Annotated in this window: 26 protein-coding genes; 15 read left to right on the forward strand and 11 right to left on the reverse strand. The window is 30.0% G+C overall.

Going from position 1 to position 25,115, the window contains the following annotated elements; genetic code table 11:
- Positions 1-2 precede the first annotated feature (2 nt).
- Positions 3-548 (forward strand): DUF4252 domain-containing protein, encoded by a 546-nt coding sequence (locus D1817_07330; GenBank protein ID AXT19694.1) that lies wholly within the window; start codon positions 3-5, stop codon positions 546-548.
- 97 nt (positions 549-645) lie between these two features.
- On the opposite strand, the gene D1817_07335 is transcribed toward D1817_07330, so the two are convergent.
- A complete protein-coding gene (locus D1817_07335) occupies positions 646-1,989 on the reverse strand; it encodes an adenylosuccinate lyase (GenBank protein AXT19695.1) in 1,344 nt (447 codons plus the stop codon).
- Positions 1,990-2,085: 96 nt separating this feature from the next.
- Between D1817_07335 and D1817_07340 the strand changes: the two genes are divergently transcribed.
- Positions 2,086-3,069, forward strand: coding sequence for a DUF1028 domain-containing protein (locus tag D1817_07340; GenBank protein AXT19696.1), 984 nt, complete (start codon positions 2,086-2,088; stop codon positions 3,067-3,069).
- Here D1817_07340 and D1817_07345 read toward each other — a convergent pair.
- Entirely contained in the window at positions 3,064-3,633 is a 570-nt protein-coding gene (locus D1817_07345; GenBank protein ID AXT19697.1) for an adenylosuccinate lyase, read from the reverse strand. The two genes, D1817_07340 and D1817_07345, sit on opposite strands and share 6 nt — an antisense overlap.
- A 73-nt stretch (positions 3,634-3,706) precedes the next feature.
- Between D1817_07345 and D1817_07350 the strand changes: the two genes are divergently transcribed.
- The 3 genes from D1817_07350 to D1817_07360 all read left to right on the forward strand — a co-directional run bounded on the left by D1817_07350 (position 3,707) and on the right by D1817_07360 (position 6,264).
- The gene (locus D1817_07350) at positions 3,707-4,180 is read left to right on the forward strand and encodes a cytochrome C (GenBank protein AXT19698.1); all 474 of its coding nucleotides are present in this window, start codon (positions 3,707-3,709) and stop codon (positions 4,178-4,180) included.
- 72 nt (positions 4,181-4,252) lie between these two features.
- On the forward strand, positions 4,253-5,503 hold the full coding sequence (locus D1817_07355; protein ID AXT19699.1) for a glycosyltransferase: 1,251 nt from the start codon (positions 4,253-4,255) through the stop codon (positions 5,501-5,503).
- A gap of 71 nt (positions 5,504-5,574) precedes the next feature.
- Positions 5,575-6,264 carry a nitroreductase family protein gene (locus D1817_07360; GenBank protein ID AXT19700.1) on the forward strand — a complete coding sequence of 230 codons (690 nt, stop codon included), beginning with the start codon at positions 5,575-5,577 and terminating at the stop codon, positions 6,262-6,264.
- A gap of 3 nt (positions 6,265-6,267) precedes the next feature.
- On the opposite strand, the gene D1817_07365 is transcribed toward D1817_07360, so the two are convergent.
- A complete protein-coding gene (locus D1817_07365) occupies positions 6,268-6,954 on the reverse strand; it encodes an NAD-dependent deacylase (protein AXT19701.1) in 687 nt (228 codons plus the stop codon).
- A gap of 111 nt (positions 6,955-7,065) precedes the next feature.
- Here D1817_07365 and D1817_07370 point away from each other — a divergent pair, with 111 nt between their 5' ends.
- From D1817_07370 to D1817_07380, 3 genes are read left to right on the forward strand one after another with little or no spacing between them, the layout of a single operon-like run.
- Positions 7,066-7,719 (forward strand): TrmH family RNA methyltransferase, encoded by a 654-nt coding sequence (locus tag D1817_07370; GenBank protein AXT19702.1) that lies wholly within the window; start codon positions 7,066-7,068, stop codon positions 7,717-7,719.
- A 53-nt stretch (positions 7,720-7,772) separates the two neighbouring features.
- Positions 7,773-8,300: a polyketide cyclase gene (locus tag D1817_07375; protein AXT19703.1), complete on the forward strand. Its 528-nt coding sequence runs from the start codon at positions 7,773-7,775 to the stop codon at positions 8,298-8,300.
- An 11-nt stretch (positions 8,301-8,311) separates the two neighbouring features.
- Positions 8,312-8,689, forward strand: a complete 378-nt coding sequence (locus D1817_07380; protein ID AXT19704.1) for a VOC family protein — start codon at positions 8,312-8,314, stop codon at positions 8,687-8,689.
- A gap of 5 nt (positions 8,690-8,694) precedes the next feature.
- Here the strand turns inward: D1817_07380 and D1817_07385 are convergent, their stop codons facing one another.
- Together D1817_07385 and D1817_07390 are read right to left on the reverse strand one after the other, a co-directional pair.
- Complete coding sequence (locus D1817_07385) at positions 8,695-9,483, reverse strand: carboxypeptidase-like regulatory domain-containing protein (protein AXT19705.1); 789 nt, start codon at positions 9,481-9,483, stop codon at positions 8,695-8,697.
- A gap of 88 nt (positions 9,484-9,571) precedes the next feature.
- Positions 9,572-11,395: an ATP-dependent helicase gene (locus D1817_07390; protein ID AXT19706.1), complete on the reverse strand. Its 1,824-nt coding sequence runs from the start codon at positions 11,393-11,395 to the stop codon at positions 9,572-9,574.
- A gap of 206 nt (positions 11,396-11,601) precedes the next feature.
- On the opposite strand from D1817_07390, the gene D1817_07395 reads away from it, so the two are divergent.
- Together D1817_07395 and D1817_07400 are read left to right on the forward strand one after the other, a co-directional pair.
- On the forward strand, positions 11,602-12,396 hold the full coding sequence (locus tag D1817_07395) for an AraC family transcriptional regulator (GenBank protein ID AXT19707.1): 795 nt from the start codon (positions 11,602-11,604) through the stop codon (positions 12,394-12,396).
- Between the two features lie 74 nt (positions 12,397-12,470).
- Positions 12,471-13,838 carry a hypothetical protein gene (locus tag D1817_07400; protein ID AXT19708.1) on the forward strand — a complete coding sequence of 456 codons (1,368 nt, stop codon included), beginning with the start codon at positions 12,471-12,473 and terminating at the stop codon, positions 13,836-13,838.
- A gap of 184 nt (positions 13,839-14,022) precedes the next feature.
- On the opposite strand, the gene D1817_07405 is transcribed toward D1817_07400, so the two are convergent.
- The gene (locus tag D1817_07405; GenBank protein ID AXT19709.1) at positions 14,023-14,313 is read right to left on the reverse strand and encodes an antibiotic biosynthesis monooxygenase; all 291 of its coding nucleotides are present in this window, start codon (positions 14,311-14,313) and stop codon (positions 14,023-14,025) included.
- 46 nt (positions 14,314-14,359) lie between these two features.
- The gene (locus D1817_07410) at positions 14,360-14,944 is read right to left on the reverse strand and encodes a non-canonical purine NTP diphosphatase (protein AXT19710.1); all 585 of its coding nucleotides are present in this window, start codon (positions 14,942-14,944) and stop codon (positions 14,360-14,362) included.
- Positions 14,945-15,084: 140 nt separating this feature from the next.
- Here D1817_07410 and D1817_07415 point away from each other — a divergent pair, with 140 nt between their 5' ends.
- The gene (locus tag D1817_07415; GenBank protein AXT19711.1) at positions 15,085-16,104 is read left to right on the forward strand and encodes a hypothetical protein; all 1,020 of its coding nucleotides are present in this window, start codon (positions 15,085-15,087) and stop codon (positions 16,102-16,104) included.
- A complete protein-coding gene (locus D1817_07420; protein ID AXT19712.1) occupies positions 16,091-16,330 on the forward strand; it encodes a hypothetical protein in 240 nt (79 codons plus the stop codon). Before D1817_07415 ends, D1817_07420 begins: the two co-directional genes overlap by 14 nt.
- Positions 16,331-16,339: 9 nt before the next feature.
- Here the strand turns inward: D1817_07420 and D1817_07425 are convergent, their stop codons facing one another.
- The 3 genes from D1817_07425 to rlmH all read right to left on the reverse strand — a co-directional run bounded on the left by D1817_07425 (position 16,340) and on the right by rlmH (position 19,938).
- A complete protein-coding gene (locus tag D1817_07425; GenBank protein AXT19713.1) occupies positions 16,340-18,931 on the reverse strand; it encodes a glycoside hydrolase family 2 protein in 2,592 nt (863 codons plus the stop codon).
- Between the two features lie 60 nt (positions 18,932-18,991).
- Complete coding sequence (locus D1817_07430; GenBank protein AXT19714.1) at positions 18,992-19,378, reverse strand: DUF393 domain-containing protein; 387 nt, start codon at positions 19,376-19,378, stop codon at positions 18,992-18,994.
- 86 nt (positions 19,379-19,464) lie between these two features.
- Positions 19,465-19,938: a 23S rRNA (pseudouridine(1915)-N(3))-methyltransferase RlmH gene (rlmH, locus tag D1817_07435; protein AXT19715.1), complete on the reverse strand. Its 474-nt coding sequence runs from the start codon at positions 19,936-19,938 to the stop codon at positions 19,465-19,467.
- 89 nt (positions 19,939-20,027) lie between these two features.
- Here rlmH and nadC point away from each other — a divergent pair, with 89 nt between their 5' ends.
- From nadC to priA, 3 genes are read left to right on the forward strand one after another with little or no spacing between them, the layout of a single operon-like run.
- Positions 20,028-20,885, forward strand: a complete 858-nt coding sequence (nadC, locus tag D1817_07440; GenBank protein AXT19716.1) for a carboxylating nicotinate-nucleotide diphosphorylase — start codon at positions 20,028-20,030, stop codon at positions 20,883-20,885.
- 1 nt (position 20,886) lies between these two features.
- Positions 20,887-21,762 carry a YihY/virulence factor BrkB family protein gene (locus tag D1817_07445; protein AXT19717.1) on the forward strand — a complete coding sequence of 292 codons (876 nt, stop codon included), beginning with the start codon at positions 20,887-20,889 and terminating at the stop codon, positions 21,760-21,762.
- A complete protein-coding gene (gene priA / locus D1817_07450) occupies positions 21,762-24,224 on the forward strand; it encodes a primosomal protein N' (protein AXT19718.1) in 2,463 nt (820 codons plus the stop codon). Before D1817_07445 ends, priA begins: the two co-directional genes overlap by 1 nt.
- 70 nt (positions 24,225-24,294) lie before the next feature.
- On the opposite strand, the gene D1817_07455 is transcribed toward priA, so the two are convergent.
- On the reverse strand, positions 24,295-24,990 hold the full coding sequence (locus D1817_07455; GenBank protein ID AXT19719.1) for a DNA-binding response regulator: 696 nt from the start codon (positions 24,988-24,990) through the stop codon (positions 24,295-24,297).
- Positions 24,991-25,115: the final 125 nt, after the last annotated feature.

A 25,115-nucleotide genomic window follows, 5' to 3' on the forward strand; every position in this document is an offset into this window, starting at 1 on the left:
TAATGAATTCATCAATCAAAAACCTTGTAAAGTCACTCCTCATAGTTATAGTTTTAACAAGCTGTGACTATGGAGAGACCTTACAAGCGTATTTCGTCACTAAACAAGAAACTCCAAACTTTATATCTATAGATATTCCAACTAGTTTTGTAAATATAGATAAAGTAACATTGACCAAAGATCAAGAAGAAGCTTATGAATCTATAGATAAACTAAATATGTTAGGATACACTATTTCTGATGATAATATAGAAGAATATAATACAGAGTTAGAAAAGGTAAACCTTATATTAAAAGATGAACGTTATCAAGAACTTTTGAGAGCAGGTAATACTACTGATGGGAAAATTGTTATAAAGTATATTGGAACAGAAACTGAAATTGATGAGCTTATTATTTTTGGGAGTGCAACAGATAGAGGTTTCGCTATTGTACGTGTTTTGGGTAATAATATGAAACCAGCACAAATAATGACATTAGGAGACGTTATACAAGATTTAGATTCTGAAGAAAATAATGTACAAGATTTTATGAAATTCTTTCAATAGAGATTCAAAAAAATAACCCTTCAATCTTATAAAGTTATTGAAGTTTTATTATGTTAATGAAGAAAAACCTCCTCTGATCGGGAGGTTTTTTAATATATTATATTCCTGTATAATTAGAGGGTGTAATTACTTTAAGTTCAGATTTTATAGCATCACTTACTTCTAGAGTATCTATAAAACTAGCAATTGAGTTTTGTGTAATAGCTTCGTTAGTTCGAGTTAATCCTTTTAATGATTCATAAGGATTAGGGTAACCTTCGCGACGTAAAATGGTTTGAATTGCTTCTGCTACTACTGCCCAGTTTTGTTCTAAATCGTCAGCAAATCTTTGAGCATTCAATAATAATTTATTTAAACCTTTTAAGGTTGATTTAAAACCAATTAATGTATGCCCAATAGGAACACCTACATTACGTAACACAGTACTATCTGTTAAATCACGTTGCATGCGGGATAGTGGAAGTTTAGCGGCTAAATGTTCGAATACTGCATTAGCAATCCCTAGATTACCTTCACTATTTTCAAAATCAATTGGATTTACTTTATGTGGCATTGCAGAGCTTCCTACTTCACCTTTTTTAATTTTTTGTTTAAAATAATCCATGGCTACATAGGTCCAGATATCTCTATCTAAATCAATGATAATAGTATTAATACGTTTTAAACCATCAAATAAAGCAGCCATATGATCGTAATGCTCAATTTGAGTAGTTGGAAATGAATGATGTAAACCTAATTTTTGTTCTACAAATTGAGTTCCAAAAGCTTTCCAATCAATATTTGGATAAGCAACTTTATGTGCATTGTAATTTCCTGTTGCTCCGCCAAATTTTGCAGCATTTGGAATATTTTTTAACCCGTTAAACTGTTGCTCTAAGCGTGTTACAAAAACTTCAATTTCTTTTCCTAGTCGAGTAGGAGAAGCTGGTTGTCCATGAGTACGAGCTAGCATTGAAATATCTTTCCATTCAATAGCTAGTTCTTTTAATTTTTCTAAAACAGAAGCGTATTCAAGAGTATAAACATCGTTTATTGCATCTTTAATACTCAAAGGAATAGCTGTATTATTGATATCTTGAGAAGTTAATCCAAAGTGGATAAATTCCTTATATTCAGAGATGCTTAAAGCATCAAATTTTTCTTTAATAAAATATTCAACAGCTTTTACATCATGATTGGTGATACTTTCAATATTTTTAATAGCTAATGCATCTTCAGTCGAAAAATCTTTATAAATAGCTCTTAACTTATCAAATAAACCTGTGTCAAAAGATTTAAGTTGAGGTAGAGGAATTTCACATAAAGCAATAAAGTATTCAATTTCAACCAGAACACGATATTTTATTAAAGCTTCTTCAGAGAAATAAGGTGCTAAAGATTCAGTTTTATTTCTATAGCGACCATCAATTGGTGAAATGGCATTAAGAGCAGTTAAAGACATAAATTATGCTGTTTTTTTGAAGTTGCAAAGATAATTAATTCAGTGATCAAATAGGAAGAATAAATTATATATATTTAGCTTTTTAAATCTCAAAAAATGAAATATTTCTACCTATTTGCTCTTGTTTTTTTATCACAAACAACTTTTGCACAATCTTATAAAAAATCAGAACCATTTACTCATACATATTCTATTGTGGCTAGAGATGAAATTACTGGAGAAATGGGTGTAGCTGTTCAATCACACTGGTTTAGTGTAGGTACAAGCGTAGTATATGGAGAAGCGGGAGTAGGTGTGGTAGCAACACAATCGTTAACTAACCCTGCATATGGTCCAAAAGGCTTAGCTTTAATGAAACAAGGTTTATCTCCACAGCAAGCTTTAGATGCGTTGATTGCCAATGATGAAGGAGAACAATACAGGCAGATAGGAATGCTAGATGTTAACGGAAATGTAGCGACACATACCGGAAGTGCTTGTATTGCTGAAGCTGGGCATCGTCAAGGTAAAAACTATTCTGTACAAGCGAATTTAATGTTAAAGAATACTGTTTGGGATGCTATGGCAAATGCCTTTGAAGCAAGCAAAGGTCAATTATTTAGTGAACGTCTTTTAGCTGCTTTAAAAGCTGCACAAGCCGAAAAAGGAGATTTGAGAGGTAAACAATCTGCAGCGATATTAATTGTAAGCGGTACAGCAACAGGAAATAGTTGGGAAGATACATTAATGGATTTGAGAGTAGATGATAGCGATAATCCATTACAAGAACTAGAACGATTAATGAAAGTTGATAAAGCTTATAATTTTATGAATAATGGAGATGTAGCAATGGAAGCTGGAGATTCTAAAAAAGCAGAGGAGCAATATTTGAGCGCTCAAAAATTATTTCCTGATAATTTAGAAATGCAATATTGGTATGCTGTTAATTTATTAAATAGTAAAGATTTTAAGAAAGCGAATCCTATCTTAAAATCTATTTTTAAGAAAGATGAAAATTGGCGTATTTTAATTCCGCGTTTGGTAGATAGTAAACTATTAACACTTACTAAACTTGAGTTAGAAGCTGTAATGAAATTATAAATTAGCTTTTATTTTTTTGATTAATTTTCTAGCTCTAGCCTTAAAACCAGCACTCTGAGAATAAAAATCACGTTCTAAAATATCTACTAACTCAGGATGAATCCAATTGTATTCTTGACCTAAAAGATAAAGCGTATGCATAGCATAAGCTTTTGGTGCAATTTTCTCATCATTTATCATCCAATCAAAACAAGCTTCGGTTATTTTAGTTTTATGAGTTTCATTAATTACTGTTTTAAAACTAGATTCTTTTTTTGAATAGTGGGACGTAATTAAAAGTTCACAAATTTTTGCTACAGGACGTACAGCCGAATCTAAGTGCACTTTATGTATATTATTGGTAAATGTGGTTAAAAAAGGAATAATAAGATCTAGCTGTTTGCTACAAGTAAACTCTAATACCCAAGCTGCTCGACATGAAACCTTGTCGTCAACCATGAATGTAATATTTATTAACTTAGGTAATAAATCTATATTGTTTATGACTAAGTTTGCTGCTGCTAATCTATGTTCCCTTAAAGCACTTACTTGAGTCAATTCTTTATATAAAGCATCAGTAGTCAAAAGGATTTTTTTATTACTTTTAAAGTTCTTAAAATACGATCGATCAATATAAAAACATTATAAAGATATACAGATGAAAATTATAAAAAAAATATTGGTAGCACTACTGATTGTTTTAATAATTATGCAATTTTTTGGTCCAGATAAAAATGAAGGTTCTTTACAGGATATGACAGCATTTATAAATGATACTAATCCTCCAGAAAATGTAAAAACAATATTAGAGAATACATGTTACGATTGTCATAGTAGTTATACACGTTATCCTTGGTATAATAATATTACGCCTGTAAATTATTGGATGGCAGATCATGTAAGACATGGAAAAGGAGAACTAGATTTTTCTAAATGGGATGCATATTCATTAAAAAGAAAAGACCATAAATTGGAAGAAGTGATTGAATTGGTTGAAGAAAAAGAAATGCCATTACCATCATATACATGGACTCATGGAGATGCAAGACTAAGCAAAGAACAAATTGAAAGTGTTATTGCTTGGGCAAACCAAACACGAATAAAATATAGTGTAGCGCCACAGCCACAATAGGTTTTGAAATACTCAAATGAATATCTTCAAAAAAAAGGTTTCTTACTCTTTTTTATTTGATGCTTTATAATTATGCATAAAAAACTATTAATTATTGGTTTTGTTTGGCCAGAACCTAAGAGCTCAGCAGCAGGTAGCCGTATGTTACAGCTTATCGAAATATTTCGCTCTCAAGAATACCAAATTACTTTTTCTAGTACTTGTGCAAAATTTGACAATGCTTTTGATTTAAAATCTATTGGTGTGCAACAAGTAGAAATAGAACTTAATGACCCCAGCTTTGATGTATTTATAAAAGAATTGAATCCAGATGTCGTATTGTTTGATCGTTTTATGACCGAAGAACAATTTGGTTGGCGTATAGCTGAACATTGCCCAAATGCGTTACGTATATTAGATACAGAAGACCTACATTGCTTACGAAAAGGGAGACAGCAAGCATTTAAAGATGAATCAACTTTAATAACTATTGAAATTGATAATAGTTATTTGTTTAATGAAATTGCAAAGCGTGAAATTGCAAGCATTTATAGAAGTGATATAACCTTAATGATTTCTGAAGCTGAAATTGAAATTTTAAAAACAAAATTTAAAGTCGATAAAGCATTATTACATTATTTGCCCTTTTTGTTAGATGAAGTTTCTAGTGAAAGTATAACAACGCTTTTAAAATTTAAGGAACGTCAACATTTTATTACTATTGGTAATTTTATGCACCCGCCTAATTATGACGCGATAGTGTATTTAAAACAAGAGATATGGCCATTAATAAGACAGCAGCTTCCAAAAGTGGAGTTACATATTTATGGTGCATATGTATCTCAAAAAGCAAAGCAATTACATAATCAAAACGAAGGATTTTTTATAAAAGGTTTTGTGGAAAATGTAAATGAAGTCATGCAAAAAAGTAAAGTATGTTTAGCACCATTGCGCTTTGGTGCAGGTTTAAAAGGAAAGCTAATAGATGCAATGCAAAGTGGAACACCGTGTATAATGACTTCTATAGCTGCTGAAGGGATGTTTGGAAATTTAAAACCAAATGGATTTATAACAGATTCATCTAAAACGTTTGCGAAAAAAGCTATAGAATTGTATTCTAACCAAGAAGCATGGGAAATGTTTCAAAGCAATGGATTTAAAACTATTAATAACCGTTTTATTGGCGAGAATTTTAAAACTGTTTTTGTAAACAAATTAGAAATTTTATTGAGTACTCTTAAAACACATCGTTTTCAGAATTTTACGGGACAAATGTTACACCACCACCAGTTACAAAGTACAAAATATATGTCGCGTTGGATTGAAGAAAAACATAAACATTAAACAAACAAAAAACGAACGTGATTGTAGGTTTATTAAATGTATATGTTAATTATTAAAGCAATGAATTAAATATGGAAGAGAAAAAATATACCATAATTAATGGTTATAAACATATACAATATGAGGCTGAATTATATACTCAAAAAAAATCACTTACTGAAAGTGAAGAATTTTATAAGTGGATAGATACAAGACGTTCAGTAAGAGAATATTCTAATCAACCTGTTTCTAAAACAATTATTGAAAATATAATAAAAACAGCTTCTACTGCACCGTCAGGAGCTCATAAACAACCCTGGACATTTTGTGCTATTTCTAATCAGGAATTAAAATCTAAAATACGTTTAGCTGCAGAAATTGAAGAAAGAGAAACATATTCTAATAGAATGAGTGAGCGTTGGCGCAAAGATTTAGCTCCTTTGGGTACAGATACTAACAAGCCATTTATTGAAGATGCACCTTGGGTAATTGTAGTTTTTAAAAGAGTATATGAATATGAAGATGATGTAAAGCATAATAATTATTATGTAAATGAATCTATTGGTATTGCTAGTGGAATGTTAATTACAGCAATACATAAAGCAGGCCTGGTAACACTAACACATACTCCAAGTCCAATGAATTTTTTAACTAAATTATTAAATAGACCTAGTAATGAACGTGCTTTTTTATTACTACCAGTTGGTTATGCAAAAGAAACTGCTTACGTTCCCGATTTAAAACGAAAAAGATTAGATGAAATTGCAGTATTTTATGAATAATATTTACAAGTTTTTTTTACTAATTAATGCTATAAATTTAGTCATTCCTTTCGTTGCTGGTTCAGCAATTACAGTAACTTTATTATTACTTTCCATAGCAGGTTTTGGATCTATATAATAAATAGGAATATCCTTTGGAGCATAATGCATTAAACCTGCTGCAGGGTACACTTGCATAGAAGTACCGACGATTAATAAAATATCTGCAGTTTCACAAATCTCTATTGCATGATCAATCATAGGTATTGCTTCTCCAAACCAAACAATATGTGGTCTTATTTGTCCATCTTTAGCACAAGTATCTCCTAAATTTAAATCTTTTGTCCATGACATTATATCATTGTCATCCTTTGTACTTCTTGCCTTTAACAATTCACCATGTAAATGAATAATATTTGAACTCCCACCACGTTCGTGCAAATCATCAACATTTTGAGTAATAATAGTAACCTTATAATCTTTTTCTAATTCAGCTAAAGCAAAATGTGCTGCATTAGGTTTAACTTCTAAAAGCTGTTTCCGGCGTTGATTGTAAAAATCTAATACTAATTCAGGATTTCGAGCAAAACCTTGTGGAGAAGCTACTTCCATAACATCGTGGCCTTCCCATAGACCATCAGCATCTCTAAAAGTATTAATCCCGCTTTCGGCACTTATACCAGCTCCTGTAAGTACAACAATATGTTTCATAGCTTTAAAAGTAATAATAACTTTATTTAATTACGATCTAATTTGTTCCTTTTTTAGGTGAAACGGATTTGCATTTTGTTTTTCATTAAATTGCAATTCATTTTAATTTTTATGACTGATATAAAACTTTTAGAACATCTTGAATCTTATCTTACAGAGCAGCGTTTAGAGCGTTTTAATAGAGTTATTTCGCAACGCACTAAACATTTTACAGTTGCTACAGAAGATGTATATCAATTGCACAATACGAGTGCTGTAATACGTAGTTGTGATGTATTTGGTATTCAGGAAGTTAATATTATAGAAGAACGAAATACTAAACGAATAGATCGAGAAATTGCAATGGGAGCCCAGAAATGGGTTGATTTAAATCGATTTAATTCTGTTGAAAACTGCATTAATAAATTAAAACAAAACGATTATCAAATTATAGCTACAACACCGCACACTAACGATTGTTTACTTAATGAATTTGATGTGACTAAAAAATCTTGTTTTTTCTTTGGAAGAGAAACAGAAGGTTTATCCCAAGAAGTGATTGATAATGCCGATTGTTTTTTAAAGATACCAATGTCTGGCTTTACAGAGAGTTTAAATATATCTGTATCTGCAGCAATTATATTACAACATGTAACCACAAAACTTAAACAAACAAATATAAACTGGAAATTAACACTTGAAGAACAGCAAGAAAAACGTTTAGATTGGTGTAAGAAAACAATAAAGAGTTATGAAGATATAATGACTCGTTTTTATGAAAAATAATTTTTTTGTACTTTTAAATCAAACGGATTTATAATAAACTAACTCTTTAAAGCATGATTTTTATATATGTCATATTAGGAATAATAGCTCTATTTATTATCCTAGCAATAGTCGCTCCTAAAAAATTTAATATTAGTAGAAGTATTGTAATAGAAAAACCTTTACCAGAGGTATTTGAGTATTTAAAATATATTAAAAATCAAGAACAATGGTCACCTTGGAAAAAGAAAGATCCAAATATGAAACAAGAATATATTGGTACTGATGGAGAAGTAGGTTTTATTTCTCGATGGGAAGGTAATAAAGATGTTGGTACTGGTGAACAAGAGATTATAAAAATTACAGATAATAAATCTATAGAGGTACAAATGCGCTTTTATAAACCATGGAAGTCAGAATCTGAAGCATCAACTAATGTTCAAGATATGGGTAATGGTAAAACAAAAGTAACTTGGGGGTTCTTTGGAAAAAACAAGGTGCCTTCAAACATTTTTATGTTGTTTTTTAATATGGACAAAGCTGTAGGTGGTGATTTTGAAGAAGGGTTAGCTAGTTTAAAAGAAATTTTAGAAATTGATTAAAAATAGAAACTATGGAAAATAATTTAGTAGGTTGGTTTGAAATCCCAGTAACTGATATGAATAGAGCAAAAGCGTTTTATGATAAAGTGTTTAATATCAATATTCAGGTTCAAGATTTTGGAGATACTTTAATGGGGTGGTTTCCTTTTGCTGAAGATAAACCTGGAGCTCCAGGATCTTTAGTTAAAAATGATGCTTATGAACCAAGTAATACACAAGGCGTTTTAATATATTTTTCTTCTGAAGATGTAACTAATGAATTGAATAAAGTAGAAATTGCAGGTGGTAAATTAGTTCAACCTAAAACTCAAATTTCTCCAGATATAGGATATATGGCAATTTTTATAGATAGTGAAGGGAATAGAATTGCTTTGCATTCCAGAGAATAAAATACTTAAAGCTTACTTGTTCTGCTTCTATTTAAAACCTTATATTCTTCATAACATTCACTTATAGCGTCTAACATTTGAAGATCATTTGCTGTGTTTATAAAATCTTTAGAGTAGTCACATTCACTAGCAAGTAAATCTAAATCTACTTTATCAATTTTTAATAAAGCAGTAAGCATTTCACGATCAAATCGTGTTGCTAAAAGATTTCGAAGTTCATCATCTTTTTTAAAATCTCTTAGACGACGTAATTCACGAGGTTTTTTACCAAATACGTTATGCAGAAAATCTACAGGATTAAAAATTGCACCTAATGTACGAGTCAATGCGTTTTTAGAACTACGGCCTCCTTCGTAACCTGTAGATGGTAAGCCAGAAATGCTATAACGTACATTTTTATTTAAAGGAACTTGCTGTATATCTAAAGCCAAAAAACCAGTTAATCTTAATTCATTTACCACAACTTCTTCTAAAGCTAATGCTAACTCTGTTAATTGAATTTTTGTAGCTGCAGAAGATTTATATTTAATCCAATCATTAGTTACACGAACTTTAATAGATTTATATCCTAAATAAGAAAGGTGAAGTGTATCATTAACATTTGCTCTTATTTCAAAAGCTCCTAAACTATCTGTTGCAGTACCTTTTACTAGATTTAAATTAACAATATTTACATTCTCTAAAGGAGTAACACCATCAGTTTTAACAATAGTCGCTTTAACGAAAGTTTCTTGAGCATTACTACTAATGCTACTAATACATATTAAAAAGGCTATTATTAAAAATTGTTTCATTAAAATCAATTATGTTATAAAAGTAATAAACAAAACGAATAAAACCCGATTTGAATATAAATTTGACTAAAAATTAACAAGAGGTCTGTTATCTCCTCGAACGCCTTGGTCTTGAAACTCCAGAATTTCCTGAAGATCTTGAATCTGAATTTGAACGCCTCGATCTTGATCTTCCATCACTGTTTCCTCGTCGATCGCCTCTGTTTCCTGAAGATGAAGCTCGTTTTTCATTATCACGCCTTCTTCTACCTCCAGTATTACCTCCACGTCTGTCGTCTCGTCTTCCTCCACGCCCTCTATTTCTGTTACGTCCTCTATCTTCAGAAATTTCTACATTTACAAAGCGACCATCTTGTTTAAAGTCGGTGAAAAATGCTAATACTTTCTCTTGATTAGCTATGTCGGTATTAAAAAATGAAAAACTATCCTTAACTTCTACTTTAAAAACATCATCTTGACCAAGTTCTAAAACTTCCTTTAAAAAATCTTTTAACTTCATCCAATCGTAACCATCTTTTTTACCAACATTAATGAAGTAACGTGTCGCGTTTTCATTATGAACGCTATCACGCTCACTACTATGATTAGCTTCGACATTGAGATCTTTAGCTTTATTATAATAGTTGAAAAACCTAGTAAATTCTACTGAAAAGAATTTTTTAATAAGCTCATCTTTGCTAGTATCTGCAAATAGATCATTAATATTATCTAGATAAGGATCTATTTCATGATTAATCTCTGTATTATGAATTTTATTTGCTAAAGACATTAATTGCACTTCGCAAATTTCTATACCACTTGGAATTTCTTTCTTTTCGAATTTCTTTTTAATAATACGTTCAATGCTTTTTATTTTACGTACTTCACTTTTAGAAACTATTACCATGGATACCCCAGTCTTTCCTGCACGACCAGTACGTCCACTACGGTGTGTATAAGTTTCTGTTTCATCAGGTAATTGATAATTAATTACATGAGTAATATCATCTACATCAATCCCACGAGCAGCTACATCTGTAGCAACTAACATTTGTATTTGTTTATTTCTAAACGAACGCATTACTAAATCACGTTGATTCTGACTTAAATCTCCGTGTAATGCTCCTGCGCTGTACCCATCTTCAATTAATTTTTCGGCCACTTTTTGCGTATCTCTTTTTGTTCTACAAAAGATAACAGAAAATATATCAGGATTTGTATCTGCTAATCGTTTTAAAGCAGAATAACGATCACGAGAGTTTACTAAATAGTATTCATGAGATACTTGATCACTACCTACATTTTTTGAACCAACCGTAATTTCTACAGGCTGATGCATAAACTTTTTTGCAATTGTAGAAACTTCTTTAGGCATTGTTGCCGAAAATAACCATGTATTTTTCTCTTCAGGGGTATGCGATAAAATATCGGTAATGTCTTCATAAAAACCCATATTAAGCATCTCATCTGCTTCATCTAAAACACTATATTCTATTTTAGAAATATTTACTAAGCGTCTGCTAATCATATCTTTCATACGACCAGGAGTTGCTACAATAATTTGCGCTCCCTTTTTTACATCTCTAGCTTGGTCTGTAATGCTTGCTCCACCATAAATGGCAACTACATTAAGCCCTTTACAATATTTGCCATATTGTTTAAGCTCATTGGTAATTTGTAAACAAAGCTCACGAGTAGGCGATAAAATTAAACCTTGAGTCGTACGACTATCAATATTTATTTTTTCTAACATAGGAAAACCAAATGCTGCTGTTTTACCAGTACCTGTTTGTGCCAAGGCAACTAAATCGGTTTCTTGATCTAATAAAATTGGAATTGCTTTTGCTTGAACGTCACTAGGTGTTTTAAATCCTAAATCATCAATAGCTTGTAATAGATCTTGATTAAGACCTAATTCTTGGAAAGTACTCATCTGTGTTTAATATTCGATTATATATGTAGTGTTACATATTGAAGAGTATCGACTTAAATTTTAAACTTCTGAGTAACACATCCTCACCCTGAGGAATTTTTAAAGGCGCAAATGTACAACTTTATTTTAACTACGTTGATTTTGAAATTTAAAACTATTAACTTCGTTATCTTACGGGATAAAACTACTTTTTTATAGTTAAAAAAATGCTACAGCTTAACAAGGGTGAATATACAGGCGAAATTATAAGTAATGTTAATATTGACGGGAGTATTTTAACTACAACTCATTATTCAAATAAAAAGAGTAGCTCAAATTGGCATTATCACGAAAATCTTCATATATGCTTTGTGTTTCAAGGAGGAAGAGCAGATAAAAAAAATGATACTTTATATACGGAAAAGAGCGGTAGTATTTTCTTTTACCATTCTGAAGAGAAACATCGTTGGATTTCTCCTAATCCTATTTCAAAAAGTGCAAATATCGAGATTGATAATACCTTTTTAAAAGAGTACAATCTTTCAGAATTTGATATTAAAAAATCGATAGAGGACAATGTCAATGCTAAGGCATTAATATTAAAAATGCAACAAGAAATGTTACTTAATGATACGACTAGCAGAACTAGTATTAAATCATTATTGTTAGAGTTAGTAAATCATTCAAATAAACCTCAATCAGAGTACATACCTCAATGGGTTAGTGATTTAGAGGAGTTAATTCATGAAAATTGGAATCAACCCATGTCATTATCAAATTTAGCTACTAATATTGGTGTGCATCCAGTAACAATCTCAAAATACTTTAGAAAATATTTTTCTTGCACTCTAGGTGAATATCTGCGTAAACTAAAGATTGATAAGAGTATTGAATTAATTAAAAATGCCAGTATGACACTTACTGAAATTGCTTTTCATTGTGGATTTACAGATCAAAGTCATTTTACAAGAAATTTTAAACAAATGACAGGGTTTTTACCAAAACACTTTAGAAAATTTTAAATACTAGCGCTAATCTCATTCTATTTTAATATATAATTACTATCTAATTTTGGTATAGATATAAAGCTGAAATTATGAAAACAAAACAAGGGGTTATAAAACAAAACAATTATGGAAGGGTTATAGATTATTTGTTAATTCTACTAATAACTTTAATTTTTAACTATACAACTTACGCTCAAAAAGAAGTTACTAATCCTGTTAATGAAAATGAATTAACTATAGTAATAGATTCGATCACTAAATTAGTAGAGCAATACTATGTCTCTCTAGAAATTGGTAAAGAAATTAGTGATTTTATTCAAGCTCAAAAGAAAAGTGGGGCATATAAAGATATAACCAACCCTAATGCTTTAGCAAATCAGTTAACTTCAGATTTACGGTCTGTGAATGGTGATTTGCATATGTCTGTAACATATAGTTTAGAAACAAATGTAGATGATACTTCAAAAGAAAATAAAGTGTCAACCCAAATTGATAATAGAGGCCAATGGACTAATTATGGGCTCCAAGAAATTAAAATTCTTGACGGAAACATTGGCTATCTAAAAATTAATCACTTTACAAGTTGGAATCATTTTGAAGAAGCCAAAAAAGTAATTACTAGATCTATTAATACGATACAAAATACAGATGCATTAATTATAGATGTAAGAAATAATAGTGGTGGTTTTGAAGAGATTGTAGCATATTTGATAAGTTATTTTTTTGATGGAGAATCCATTCATCTATCAGATTATTATTATAGATATTCTGATCAGCGTTACGGTGTTCATACTACTGTAAATATTCCTGGAACTAAGCTTCCTAATATTCCTATATATATTTTGGTGAATAGCAGATCGGCTTCAGCTGCAGAATCATTAGCATATATGTTAAAACACCTTAAACGTGCTACAATTGTTGGAGAGATTACTGCAGGCGCTGGCAACGGAGCAATGACACACCGTGTTAATAGCAGATTTACAGTTACTATTGCTAGTGAAGCTACCATAAATGCAATTACGAAAACTAGTTTTGAGCAAGTAGGAGTAATTCCAAATATTAAAGTTTCAAGTGATGAAGCATTTTCTAAAGGTTATCTGCTAGCTTTAGATTATTTAAAAGAGCATAATTCTGAAAAAATACATCCATCTAATTACGAAAACCTCGTTAATTTTATCCCTCAGGTGAGGGGAGTGAAAAAACTAAATAATGCTGAATATATAAAATACATTGGAAATTATAAGGATGCTAACCTGGAAATTATAATTTCTCTAAAAGAGAAAATTCTATATGCAGAAATCGTTGGTAAAGGTGGAAAAATTAAACTAATACCTAAAGCTGACCACATATTTATTGTCGATAATTTAAAAGAACGTATTCAATTTGTTTTTGATAGAGGTGAAGTTATTAAACTTATAGGTGTAGATTCTCCAATGGAATTAACAAAGCTTAAATAAGCAATACCTAATCATAATAACAGAATTAGAGTTATTGGTTTTTTTAGAATAGGGTTTTTAGTTTTAGATTTCAATAAATGGATTGAACATTTAATTAATGAAAAAGTGAATTTTCATGAAAATATTGTGACTGATGAAATTCTGAAAAAAAAATGATGATTATAACTGCTTTTTTTAATTCATGCTAAAATTCTCCATAATGCTTTAAACTAAAATCTGCCATATATTTTAACATATGCTCTGGGATAATAGCTTTTTTCCAACCATCTCCTCCAAATGCTTTTATAGAATCCAAATCTTTCCAAACAGAAAACATTAAGTATTCAGTATCCTCATCGTTTATAGATTTACCAACTTCTGCAGAGAGCATTCCTTCGTGGTTATCCACTACACCAAGTGCAGCATCTCTAAATTTTTCTTCAAATTCGTCTCTTAATTCCTCGACAACGTTTACTTTAAATACTCTGATGACCATAATTTTATATTTTGATGAGAGCAATTGCTTTAGAATAGCAACGATACTATTCTTTAAATTTGCTATTTAAAAATTGTACCAATTGCTGTACCGCTTTTCCACGATGCCCTATTTTATTCTTTAGTTCTAAATCCATTTCAGCAAAGGTTTGCTTGTAATCTTTAGGTTTAAAAATAGGATCGTAACCAAAGCCCTTTTTTCCAGATTTAGTTTCGGTTATGCTTCCTTCGCAAATGCCTGCAAAAATATGCCCTTTATTATGTAAGGATAATGCAATGATCGTTTTAAATTGTGCAACTCTATTAGATTCACCTTTTAGATTTTGTAATACTTTGTTCATATTATCTTTGGAGCTACGCTGTTCTCCTGCGTAACGTGCTGAATATACTCCTGGTTCTCCATTAAGTGCATTTATTTCTAAACCAGTATCGTCTGCAAAACAATCGTAACCATAATTTTCAATTACATAGTTTACTTTTTCTATAGCGTTACCTTCTATAGTATTTTGGTTTTCAGGAATATCTTCAAAACAACCAATATCTTTTAGACTAACAATAGTGATATGCTCAGGCATTAAAGCTTGGACTTCTTTTATTTTGTTACGATTATTGGTAGCAAAAACGAGCTCCATTTAAATATCTTTTTTAGTTCTCACAAATATAAAATTGTTAGATAAATTCTCACTTTTTAAAAACTTAAAAATTTAATAATTTTAAATGTAACAAAATAAATTTTTGTGAGACATACAGTTGGTTACCTTAAAGTAGTATTATGGTTTTACAGACAAAACAAAAAAATATAATCGCTTTTTTAATTCCCGCTTTACTTCTTAGTACTCTATTTTTAACTGCAAAATTTGTTACAATACCAAATCATCAGAATACATTTTATAATACAATTGTTTTAGATTTTGTCTTAACCATTCCTATAATTTATTTTTTATTTATTCGTAAACTTAATATTCCTAAAACAACTATAGTTCCAATTTTTATTATTGGTGTTATTATAGCATCTTATGTGATTCCTAAAGATTATCAAGCTTTATTAAATGCTATTAAAACATGGATAATTCCAATCGTTGAAATTTCAGTGCTTATTTTTGTTATTATAAACATAAGGAAAGCAGTAAAAGCTTATAAGAAGAATAAAGTCAACTCTTTTGATTTTTTTACGACCTTAAAATCTTCTGTTTTAGAAATCATGCCAAAAAGAATTGCACACTTTTTTGTTACTGAAATAGCAACGTTTTATTATGGCTTTTATTTTTGGCGAAAACTAAGCCTAAAACCAAACGAGTTTAGTTATCATAAAAACACAGGAACTGTTACTTTATTAATTGCATTAATTTTTGTGATTGCTATTGAAACACTTGTATTACATACACTACTCGCAAAATGGAGCGAAATTGCAGCTTGGATACTTACTATTTTGAGTATATATTCTGGAATTCAGATTTTTGGATTTGCAAAATCTTTAATGAAACGCCCTTATGCTATTGAAAACAACTTAGTGTATTTACGTTATGGAATAATAAGTGAAGCTATTATAGATATTACTAATATAAAAAATATAGAACTTAGTAGCAAAGAGATGGAGTTTAAAGGTAATGTTAGAAAACTATCTCCATTAACTGAAATAGAGGATCATAATATTATAATTACATTAAAAACACCTCAATACTTAACCGGGTTTTATGGAATAAAAAAGAAATTTACAACTTTAGCATTTTATGTAGACCATCGAAACGAATTTAAAAATGCAATACAAAACCAATTAGATGAAACCCTCTAAACATGCCAAAGCTGTTATTATTGGAAATGCAATTTATATTGCAGTATTTATAATTATTTGGTTTACAATCCCTTATTTTTATGAAATTGCTCAAACGGGGTATAGATCAGCAATAGCAGCAGTACTTACATTTGTCTTTTCTCCTAGAATGACAAAAATACGAACTCAATCTGGTGAAAAAATTCAAATAAAATGGTTGTTCTCTGGTAAAGCAATCACTATTTAAAATATTTTGTCATTCAATACTTAGTAGAGAATCTACTTTTGAATCCCTATCTATATCTGATAGTGATATTATTTTTAAAATAGATTTTAAATCGGTAATTTCTGAATCACTTGAAAATGTTACAGTTTTTGACTTTTCTGGGATCAAATCAAAATAATTGTTAGAAAAATGACCTTCAATAGTTCCAGTAGATAAATAAACATTTTTAGCTAAACTTGTAGCTGTTAAAGTAACTTCTGTTCCATTAACATCAATATTTATATTGGGCTTCTGCAATTTTAGATCTTTAGGATTTACAAAATAAAAAAGACTTTCATCAACAATCATTTCATTTTGAGATAATGTCATTTCTAAAAATACGTTTTCTAAAGGAAAACCTTCTAAAAATGCTTTTACATTTTCAGAATAGATAATGGTATTCGTTTGTGATTTAGTATAGCAATCAAACTCCCAAGATTTAATTGATTTTCCTGTTATGGTTTTTAAGGCAATTTTACACATTCCACTAAAACCTTCTAAAATGTCAGAAACTAGGTAAACATTTAATTGTTCGTCATCTATTTCAGCAGAAACAATGATAGGTTTATTAGCTTCTCGAATAGCGTAATGTGCAGCTTTCCAATTTCCAAAATAATCTACAGTAGACCATGAAATTGTTGGCCATACATCATCTATTTGCCAATATAATGATCCCATTGTATAAGGTTTGTTTCTACGATGCGCTTCAGTAGCAGATTGCAAGCTTAAAGCCTGTGATAATTGACTTAAATAAATAAGTTCTTCTAAATTGTTTGGAGAAGGAAAATACAGATCTATATAATAATTTATCATATCAAAGCCATTAAAATCTTCAGAAATCCATGGCATTTTGGAACGCTGTCTAAAATTTAAAGTTGGTGTATTTATGTTCCATTTATTAATAGAAGAATCAAACTTTTTAATAGTATTCAATTCAGGAAAAGATTGTAATCCATATTCACTAATAAACCGTCCTGCATTATCGGTATATTCTTTAAATGGAAGTTGGTTAAACCAAACTCCCCATTCGTGTTGATCTCCAGAAAATTTATTCTGAACAGTATTTATATTAGATGAAGGAGAGGAAGCCCAATAATTGTTATTCCCATATTCTGAAACGTAATTTTTAAGTGTGTGGTTAAAAAGTGTATCATAAGTATTCCAGATAGTTAAAGAATCGGTTTTGCTTAAATTATATGTGTTTTGCCAATCCCATTGTTTCCAACCTGTTAAATTCTCATTATTACCACACCATAAAGCTATACTTGGATGATTATTTAAGCGTTGAATAGCTTCTTTTGCTTCCTCCTTAATAGAGTTAATATGTGATTCTTGGGTAGGTACCATTGCACAAGCAAACATAAAATCTTGCCAAATTAAAATACCTTTTTCATCACAGAGAGAATAAAACTCGTCATTTTCATAAATTGCCCCGCCCCAAACACGAAGCATGTTCATGTTTGCGTCTATAGCATCTTGTATGACACGTTTATAATTTTTTGAAGCACGGGGATTAAAAAAATCAGATGGAATATAATTTGAACCTTTCATAAATAAAGGTTTTCCATTTACTTTTAAATAAAATGAGTTCCCAAGTGAATCAGATGATTGTATTAATTCAACTTTGCGAATACCTATTTTATGATAATAAGTATCTTCAATTTTATTGTCTATTTTTAAATCAACAGATAGATTGTAAAGGTATTGTTTTCCCATTCCGTTAGGCCACCAAAGTTTTGGGTTTGGTATTTTAACTTCATAAATTAATTTTTGATCTTTTTCTGTTATTTTTTTAGAACTAATCTCAACATCTTTAAGTTTGATAATTATTTCTTTGGAAACATTCTCTATAGATTTAGTATTGATAGTTACCATACACACAGCAGTATCTCTAACTATAGATTGTGTTTCGATCTTTACAGTCTCAATTTTTGCAGAATTCCATCCCTTAAAACTAAATAATCTCCAAATACCACTTGTAGTTAATCGAGGGCCCCAATCCCAACCATAATGATATTGTGCTTTTCGAGTGAAAATACTGTTTTGAAACCCTATAGGTTTCGCTTCATTAGATGCTGGAATATAATAAGGAAGTTGTTCTAATTTTTTTTGACCTTCTTTAACAGGTGATTTAAATCGGATATATAGCGAATTAAAACCATTGATTAATAATGATTTTATATCTGTTTTCCATGCACGGTGCATATTATCTGCACTAATAATTAGTGAATCGTTTAAATATACATCTGCATAAGTATCAAGGCCTTCAAAATTAATTTCTATATGCTCTTTTTGCATTAATTTTGAAGCTAATTGAAAAGTAGTTTTATATTCCCAATCTTTTTCTTCAATCCATTGTAAATCTAATTCGTTAGTATTTATAAAGGGATCTGGAATAAGATTATTTGCAAGTAAATCTGTATGTACGGTTCCTGGTACAGTTGCTGGATACCAAATAGTGTCATTATTTACTTGCTTAAACTTCCAAGCATTTACAGTTGTTTCATGACCACAACTAAATATAATTATACCTAAAAAACAAAATAAAAAGTATTTTAAAAGTGAAGTTTTGTAATTAGGCATTATAGTTAGTTTAGCGAGAACTAATATATAAATTCTAATAATAAATAATTTAGATTAAAATTATCTAAAACTTACAGTACAACTTTTGGAAGTTCCAAACCATTTTAATCGATTTTTTGATGCAGTTCTGTATATTGTATCTCTAATCATTCTAGGGACAAAAGCAAGGAGAGCAGCAACACGTTTCCATTTAGGGATACGAGATATAATTTTTAAAAAACCATCAGAATGTGTATGCACATTATTATTGCTGATTAAAATTACGGTTTCTAATTGTTCAGTTGGGAAGCCATATTGAATTAATAATTTTTGGCCTTCAGTAGATTGGAAAGCTATAAATTTAAAAATATCTGAATCTGCAAATTTTAATAACCAACCTACAACACCATTGCACAAATTACATTCACCATCAAATATGATAATATCTTTACTAAAGTTGGATTTCATAATGTTGCTTTTAAGCTTGTTATGGATTTTTGGTCGTTAAGATGATTAAGTCATTTCATAACAATAACTAAAAAAACCTTAAAATTTTAGCGATGATGATATGGTTCATTCTTTAAGATAGTGAACCCACGGTATAATTGTTCAATAAAAAACAAACGTACCATTTGGTGTGAAAATGTCATTTTTGATAATGAAATCCTACCTCGTGATTTATTATAAACGTCTTTTGAAAACCCATAAGGACCACCAATTACAAATACCAATTGCTTAATACCTGAATTCATGTGTTTTTGCAGATAATCAGAAAACGAAATTGAGTCAAAAGATTTTCCGTTTTCATCTAAAAGAATTAAAGCATCGGTTGATGTAATTTTATTTAAAATAAGATCACCTTCTTTCTGTTTTTGCTGATCTTCACTTAAGTTTTTTGCGTTTTTAAGATCAGGAATAATTTCAAAAGAGAATTTAATATAAAATCCAAGACGTTTTTGGTAATCGTCTATAAGTTGTTGTAACTGTTTGTTGTCTGTTTTGCCAATGGCAATGAGTTTTATGGTCATAGATCAAAGTTACATTTTTTTAAAATTTGGAATTTGATTTTTTAAATTTATTAAATCTCAATCCCTATTTTAGCAGTAAAGAATATATAATGATTAGTAAAGTACAATTCGATAAAGAGATAGAGTTAATTATAAGTAACGCTATACGAGAAGATGTAGGAGATGGTGACCATAGTTCTTTAGCTTGTATTCCAAATACTGCTATGGGAAAAGCGAAACTTTTAGTTAAAGATAATGGTATTATTGCTGGTGTAGAATTTGCTAAACAAGTATTTGCTTATGTAGATAAAAATATAATAGTAGAAACTTTAATTGAGGATGGTACAGAAGTAATTTATGGAGATATTGTGTTTTATGTTGAAGGCGCATCACAATCTATTTTAAAAGCTGAACGATTGGTATTAAATGCAATGCAGCGTATGAGTGCTATTGCTACTAAAACAAAGCATTTTGTTAACTTATTAAAAGGAACTAATACAAAAATATTAGATACACGAAAAACTACTCCTGGAATTCGTGCTTTAGAAAAATGGGCAGTAACCATTGGAGGAGGAGAGAATCACAGGTTTGCTTTATACGATATGATAATGCTAAAAGATAATCATATTGATTTTGCTGGAGGTATAACAAAGGCTATAGATAAAACAAAACAGTATCTTAAATCTGAAAATCGTGATTTAAAAATTATTGTTGAAGCTCGTGATCTAAATGAAATAAAAGAGATTTTAAAAAGTGATGGAGTATATCGTATTTTAATTGACAATTTTAATTATGAAGATACCAGGAAAGCAGTACAATTAATAGGCAATAAATGTTTAACAGAATCATCTGGAGGGATTAATGAAAGCACAATAAGAGATTATGCTGAGTGTGGTGTAAATTATATTTCTAGTGGAGCGCTAACGCATTCTGTATATAATATGGATTTAAGTTTGAAAGCGGTTTAAAATGACCAAACCAATAGAAGATAAAATAGATAAAATTCCAATATTAAACCTATTGGCACGATTTTTAAAGCAGGTAAAACTTCCTGGTTTTGAAGGCCTATCTATTTACGATTTGTTAGAAATGTATAGTATTGGTATTATTAAAGGCGCTTTAACTGCCAGAGCTGGTGCGATAGCTTATAGTTTTTTTATGGCGATATTTCCTTTTTTATTATTTGTTATTATTTTGATTCCTCATATTCCAATTGAAAATTTTGAAACAGAATTTTTAGGATTTTTAGAATCGTTTTTACCACCAACAACTACCGACTTTTTTTCTGATACAATTTTTAATAATATTAATGGAGCGGGATTAATATCATCAGTGTTTTTTGTATCAATGCTTTTAATGGCTAATGGAGTTAATGCAGTATTTTCTGGATTTGAAAACTCTTACCACGAACAGTTAACTCGTAATATGTTTAGACAATATTTGTATGCATTTTGGGTAGCCTTAATACTCGCGTTTTTACTTATACTAACTGTAGCAGGCTTAGGGTATTTTGAAATTTATGTTATTAAAACAGGTTTTGCTAAATATGGCTTTTTTATAATTATGGTTTATTTAGCTACGGCAGTATTATACTATTTTGGAACTAAAGAAGGAAGGCATTCTAAATTCTTTTCAGTGGGTGCTTTATTTACGACATTATTAATTATAATTAATTCGTATCTCTTTGGTATTTATATCGATAATTTTGCTCAATACAATAAACTTTATGGCTCTATTGGAGCATTATTAATACTGTTATTTTACCTATGGTTAAACTCCAATATTATATTGCTAGGCTTTGAGCTTAATGTATCACTACGACTTCTTAGAGCTAAATGTAAATAATGCAGAACTCTTATTTTATAGATGTTATATTACCTATTCCGTTAGAACGACTGTTCACTTATAGCATTACTAAAGCTGAAGCAGAGTTTTTAAAAAAAGGAATTAGAGTAGCAGTTCCTTTTGGGAAAAGTAAAATTTATACTGCTTTAGTGTATAACATACATCAAAATGCACCTGAAGTTTATGAAGCCAAACCAATTCATCAAGTGCTGGATGAGCATCCTATAGTTAACTCTCATCAGTTTAAATTATGGAAATGGATCGCAGATTATTATATGTGTACTTTAGGAGATGTTTTGCGTGCAGTACTACCAAGTGCTTTTTTACTAGAGAGTGAAACCATAATTTCTAAAACAGAAATAGAAATTAATGATTTAGAACTTAAAGATGATGAGTTTTTAGTGTATGAAGCGTTACAATTTCAGTCAACTTTAAAAGTTGAAGAGATAAGTCGTATAGTTGATAAAAAAAATATCCTTCCAGTTTTAAAACGATTACTCGAAAAAAAAATAGTAAAAGTAAATGAAGAATTGTATGAAAAATACAAACCAAAACTGATTCGATATGTTCGTTTGAATGAGCAATATAACTCAGATGAGGCAATGCAAGAATTGCTTAGTAATTTAAGCAGAGCTCCAAAACAACATAAATTAGTAATGACATATTTTGTGTTAACTACGAGTTATAAGAAACCGATTAAAGTTTCAGAATTAAAAGAAAAAAGTGAAGCATCTTCAGCGCAAATAAAAGCACTTATTGATAAACATGTTTTTGAAGAATATTACCTTCAAACTAATCGCATTTCGTTTTCTGGAGAGAAAAAATTAGCTTCAAAAAAATTAAACGAACACCAAAATGAAGCTTTAAGTAAAATAATTGAATCATTTAAAAATCATAATGTTACATTACTACACGGTGTAACATCTTCTGGGAAAACAGAAATCTATGTTAAGCTGATTGAAAATATTCTGGCAGAAGGCAAACAAGTTTTGTATTTAGTGCCTGAAATAGGATTAACTACTCAATTGGTACAACGCTTACAATTGTATTTTGGAGAACAAGTTTCTGTATATCATTCTAAATATTCATTAAATGAACGTGTTGAGGTATGGCATACCGTCTTAAATCACGATAAATCAAAAGGACAGTTGGTACTAGGAGCACGTTCATCAATGTTATTACCATTTAATAATTTAGGATTAATAATTGTAGACGAAGAGCATGAACAATCGTATAAACAATTTGATCCAGCACCACGATATCATGCTAGAGATTCAGCAATTGTATTAGCAAGCTTATTTAAAGCTAAAACACTTTTAGGTTCTGCAACACCAAGCATAGAAAGTTATTTTAATGCAACTCGTGAAAAAAAATATGGCTTTGTACAATTAAACAGACGTTATAATGACGTATTGATGCCAGAGATCGAGTTAGTCGATATAAAAGATAAGCATAAACGGAAACGTATGAAAGGTCATTTTAGCGATACTTTAATTGCAAAAATGACTGAAGCCATAAATGATAAACATCAGATCATATTATTTCAAAACAGGCGTGGGTTTTCTCCTATAGTTGAGTGTCAAACTTGCGGCCATTCACCACAATGTCCTAATTGTGATGTGAGTTTAACTTATCATCAATATACCAGTCAGTTACGATGCCATTATTGTGGCTATAAAATGGCAATGCTTCAAAACTGTTTGTCTTGTGGTAGTGTTGAAATGGATAGTAAAGGCTTTGGTACAGAGCAAATAGAACTAGAGGTAAAAGAATTGTTTCCGGATATTAAAGTTGCTCGTATGGATTTAGATACTACTAGAGGTAAACATGCCTATGAAACGATCATTGCTAAATTTGAAAACCAGGAAATTGATGTTTTAGTAGGAACACAAATGCTTACCAAAGGCTTAGATTTTAGAAATGTTAAACTTGTCGGGATTATGAATGCTGATAACATGCTTAATTTTCCAGATTTTAGAGCACACGAGCGCAGTTTTCAGTTAATGCAGCAAGTATCTGGACGTGCAGGACGTACAGAAGAGCGCGGAAAGGTAATTATACAAACATTTAATCCATATCATAATATATTACAACAAGTATCAAGTAATGATTATACATCTATGTTTAATGAGCAATTGGATGATCGCTATAATTATAAATATCCACCAATTTATAGGTTAATTAAAATTACATTAAAGCATAGAGATTATAATAAAGTAAATGAAGGAGCAGAGTGGTTTGCAAAATCATTACGACAAGTTTTCACAAAATACGTTTTAGGACCAGAATTTCCACCTATTTCTCGAATACGTAATCAATATCATAAAAATATATTGATTAAAATACCACAAGAACAGTCCTTGCCAAAAACTAAAGAGGTAATATTAAAAATCAAAAATAGTTTCTTAAGTGTTAAAGATTTTAGACCAATTAGAGTTATCGTTAATGTAGATAATTATTAATAGTTCTATAAAAACAAAAAAGTCTGCTAATTAGCAGACTTTTTTGTTTTTATAGTTTGTTTTTTTAGCTTTAAATATTGTTTAAAGCATCAACTAGTAATGTTTTTTTGTTTCGGCTTAACGGAATTTCGTAAGCACCAACTTCAACATTTTTACTATTAAATCGATCTATTTTATCTAAATTCACAATATAAGATTTGTGGATTCTCAAAAATTTTCCGTCAGGAAGTTCTTCTTCAAAAGCTTTCATAGTAGATAATACTACTAGACTGTTATCTTCGGTTACTAATTTTACATAATCACCAAGGGCTTCAATCCATTTAATATCTTTTATATATACTTTTCGCTTTTTAAGATTACTTTTTACAAAAATATGCTCTCCTTCAGTCTCATTAAAATCTAGTTTCAATTTATATTGCTCTAGAGCTTTTTCTACTGCGGTATTAAAGCGTTCTCTTGTAATTGGTTTTTGTAGATAATCTGTGGCATCGTAATTAAATGCTTTAAATGCATATTCCGTTTTACCTGTAACAAAAATAATTTGGGGTTTATTATTAAGTACATCTAGTAATTCGAAACCATTTAAAACAGGCATTTCAATATCTAAGAAGATTAAATCTACTTTGTGTGTATTGAGTCCGTTTTTAGTTTCCAAAGCACTACTATATTCTGCAATCAAATTTAGAGCAGGGTGATTCTCTATAAGTTTGACTATCGATAATCTTTGGATAGCGGAGTCGTCTACAACAACACAGTTTAAAGTCATAACATTTATTGTTTTTTAGGTTAAGATATCGACAATATTACTAAAAATTCGGACAAAAACCAAATAACATCGATAAAGTGTTTAAAAAAATAAAATTTTAACATTTCAAAAAGAGCTTAAAATCA

The sequence above is a fragment of the Flavobacteriaceae bacterium genome, from assembly GCA_003443635.1.
Lineage (GTDB): Bacteria > Bacteroidota > Bacteroidia > Flavobacteriales > Flavobacteriaceae > AU392.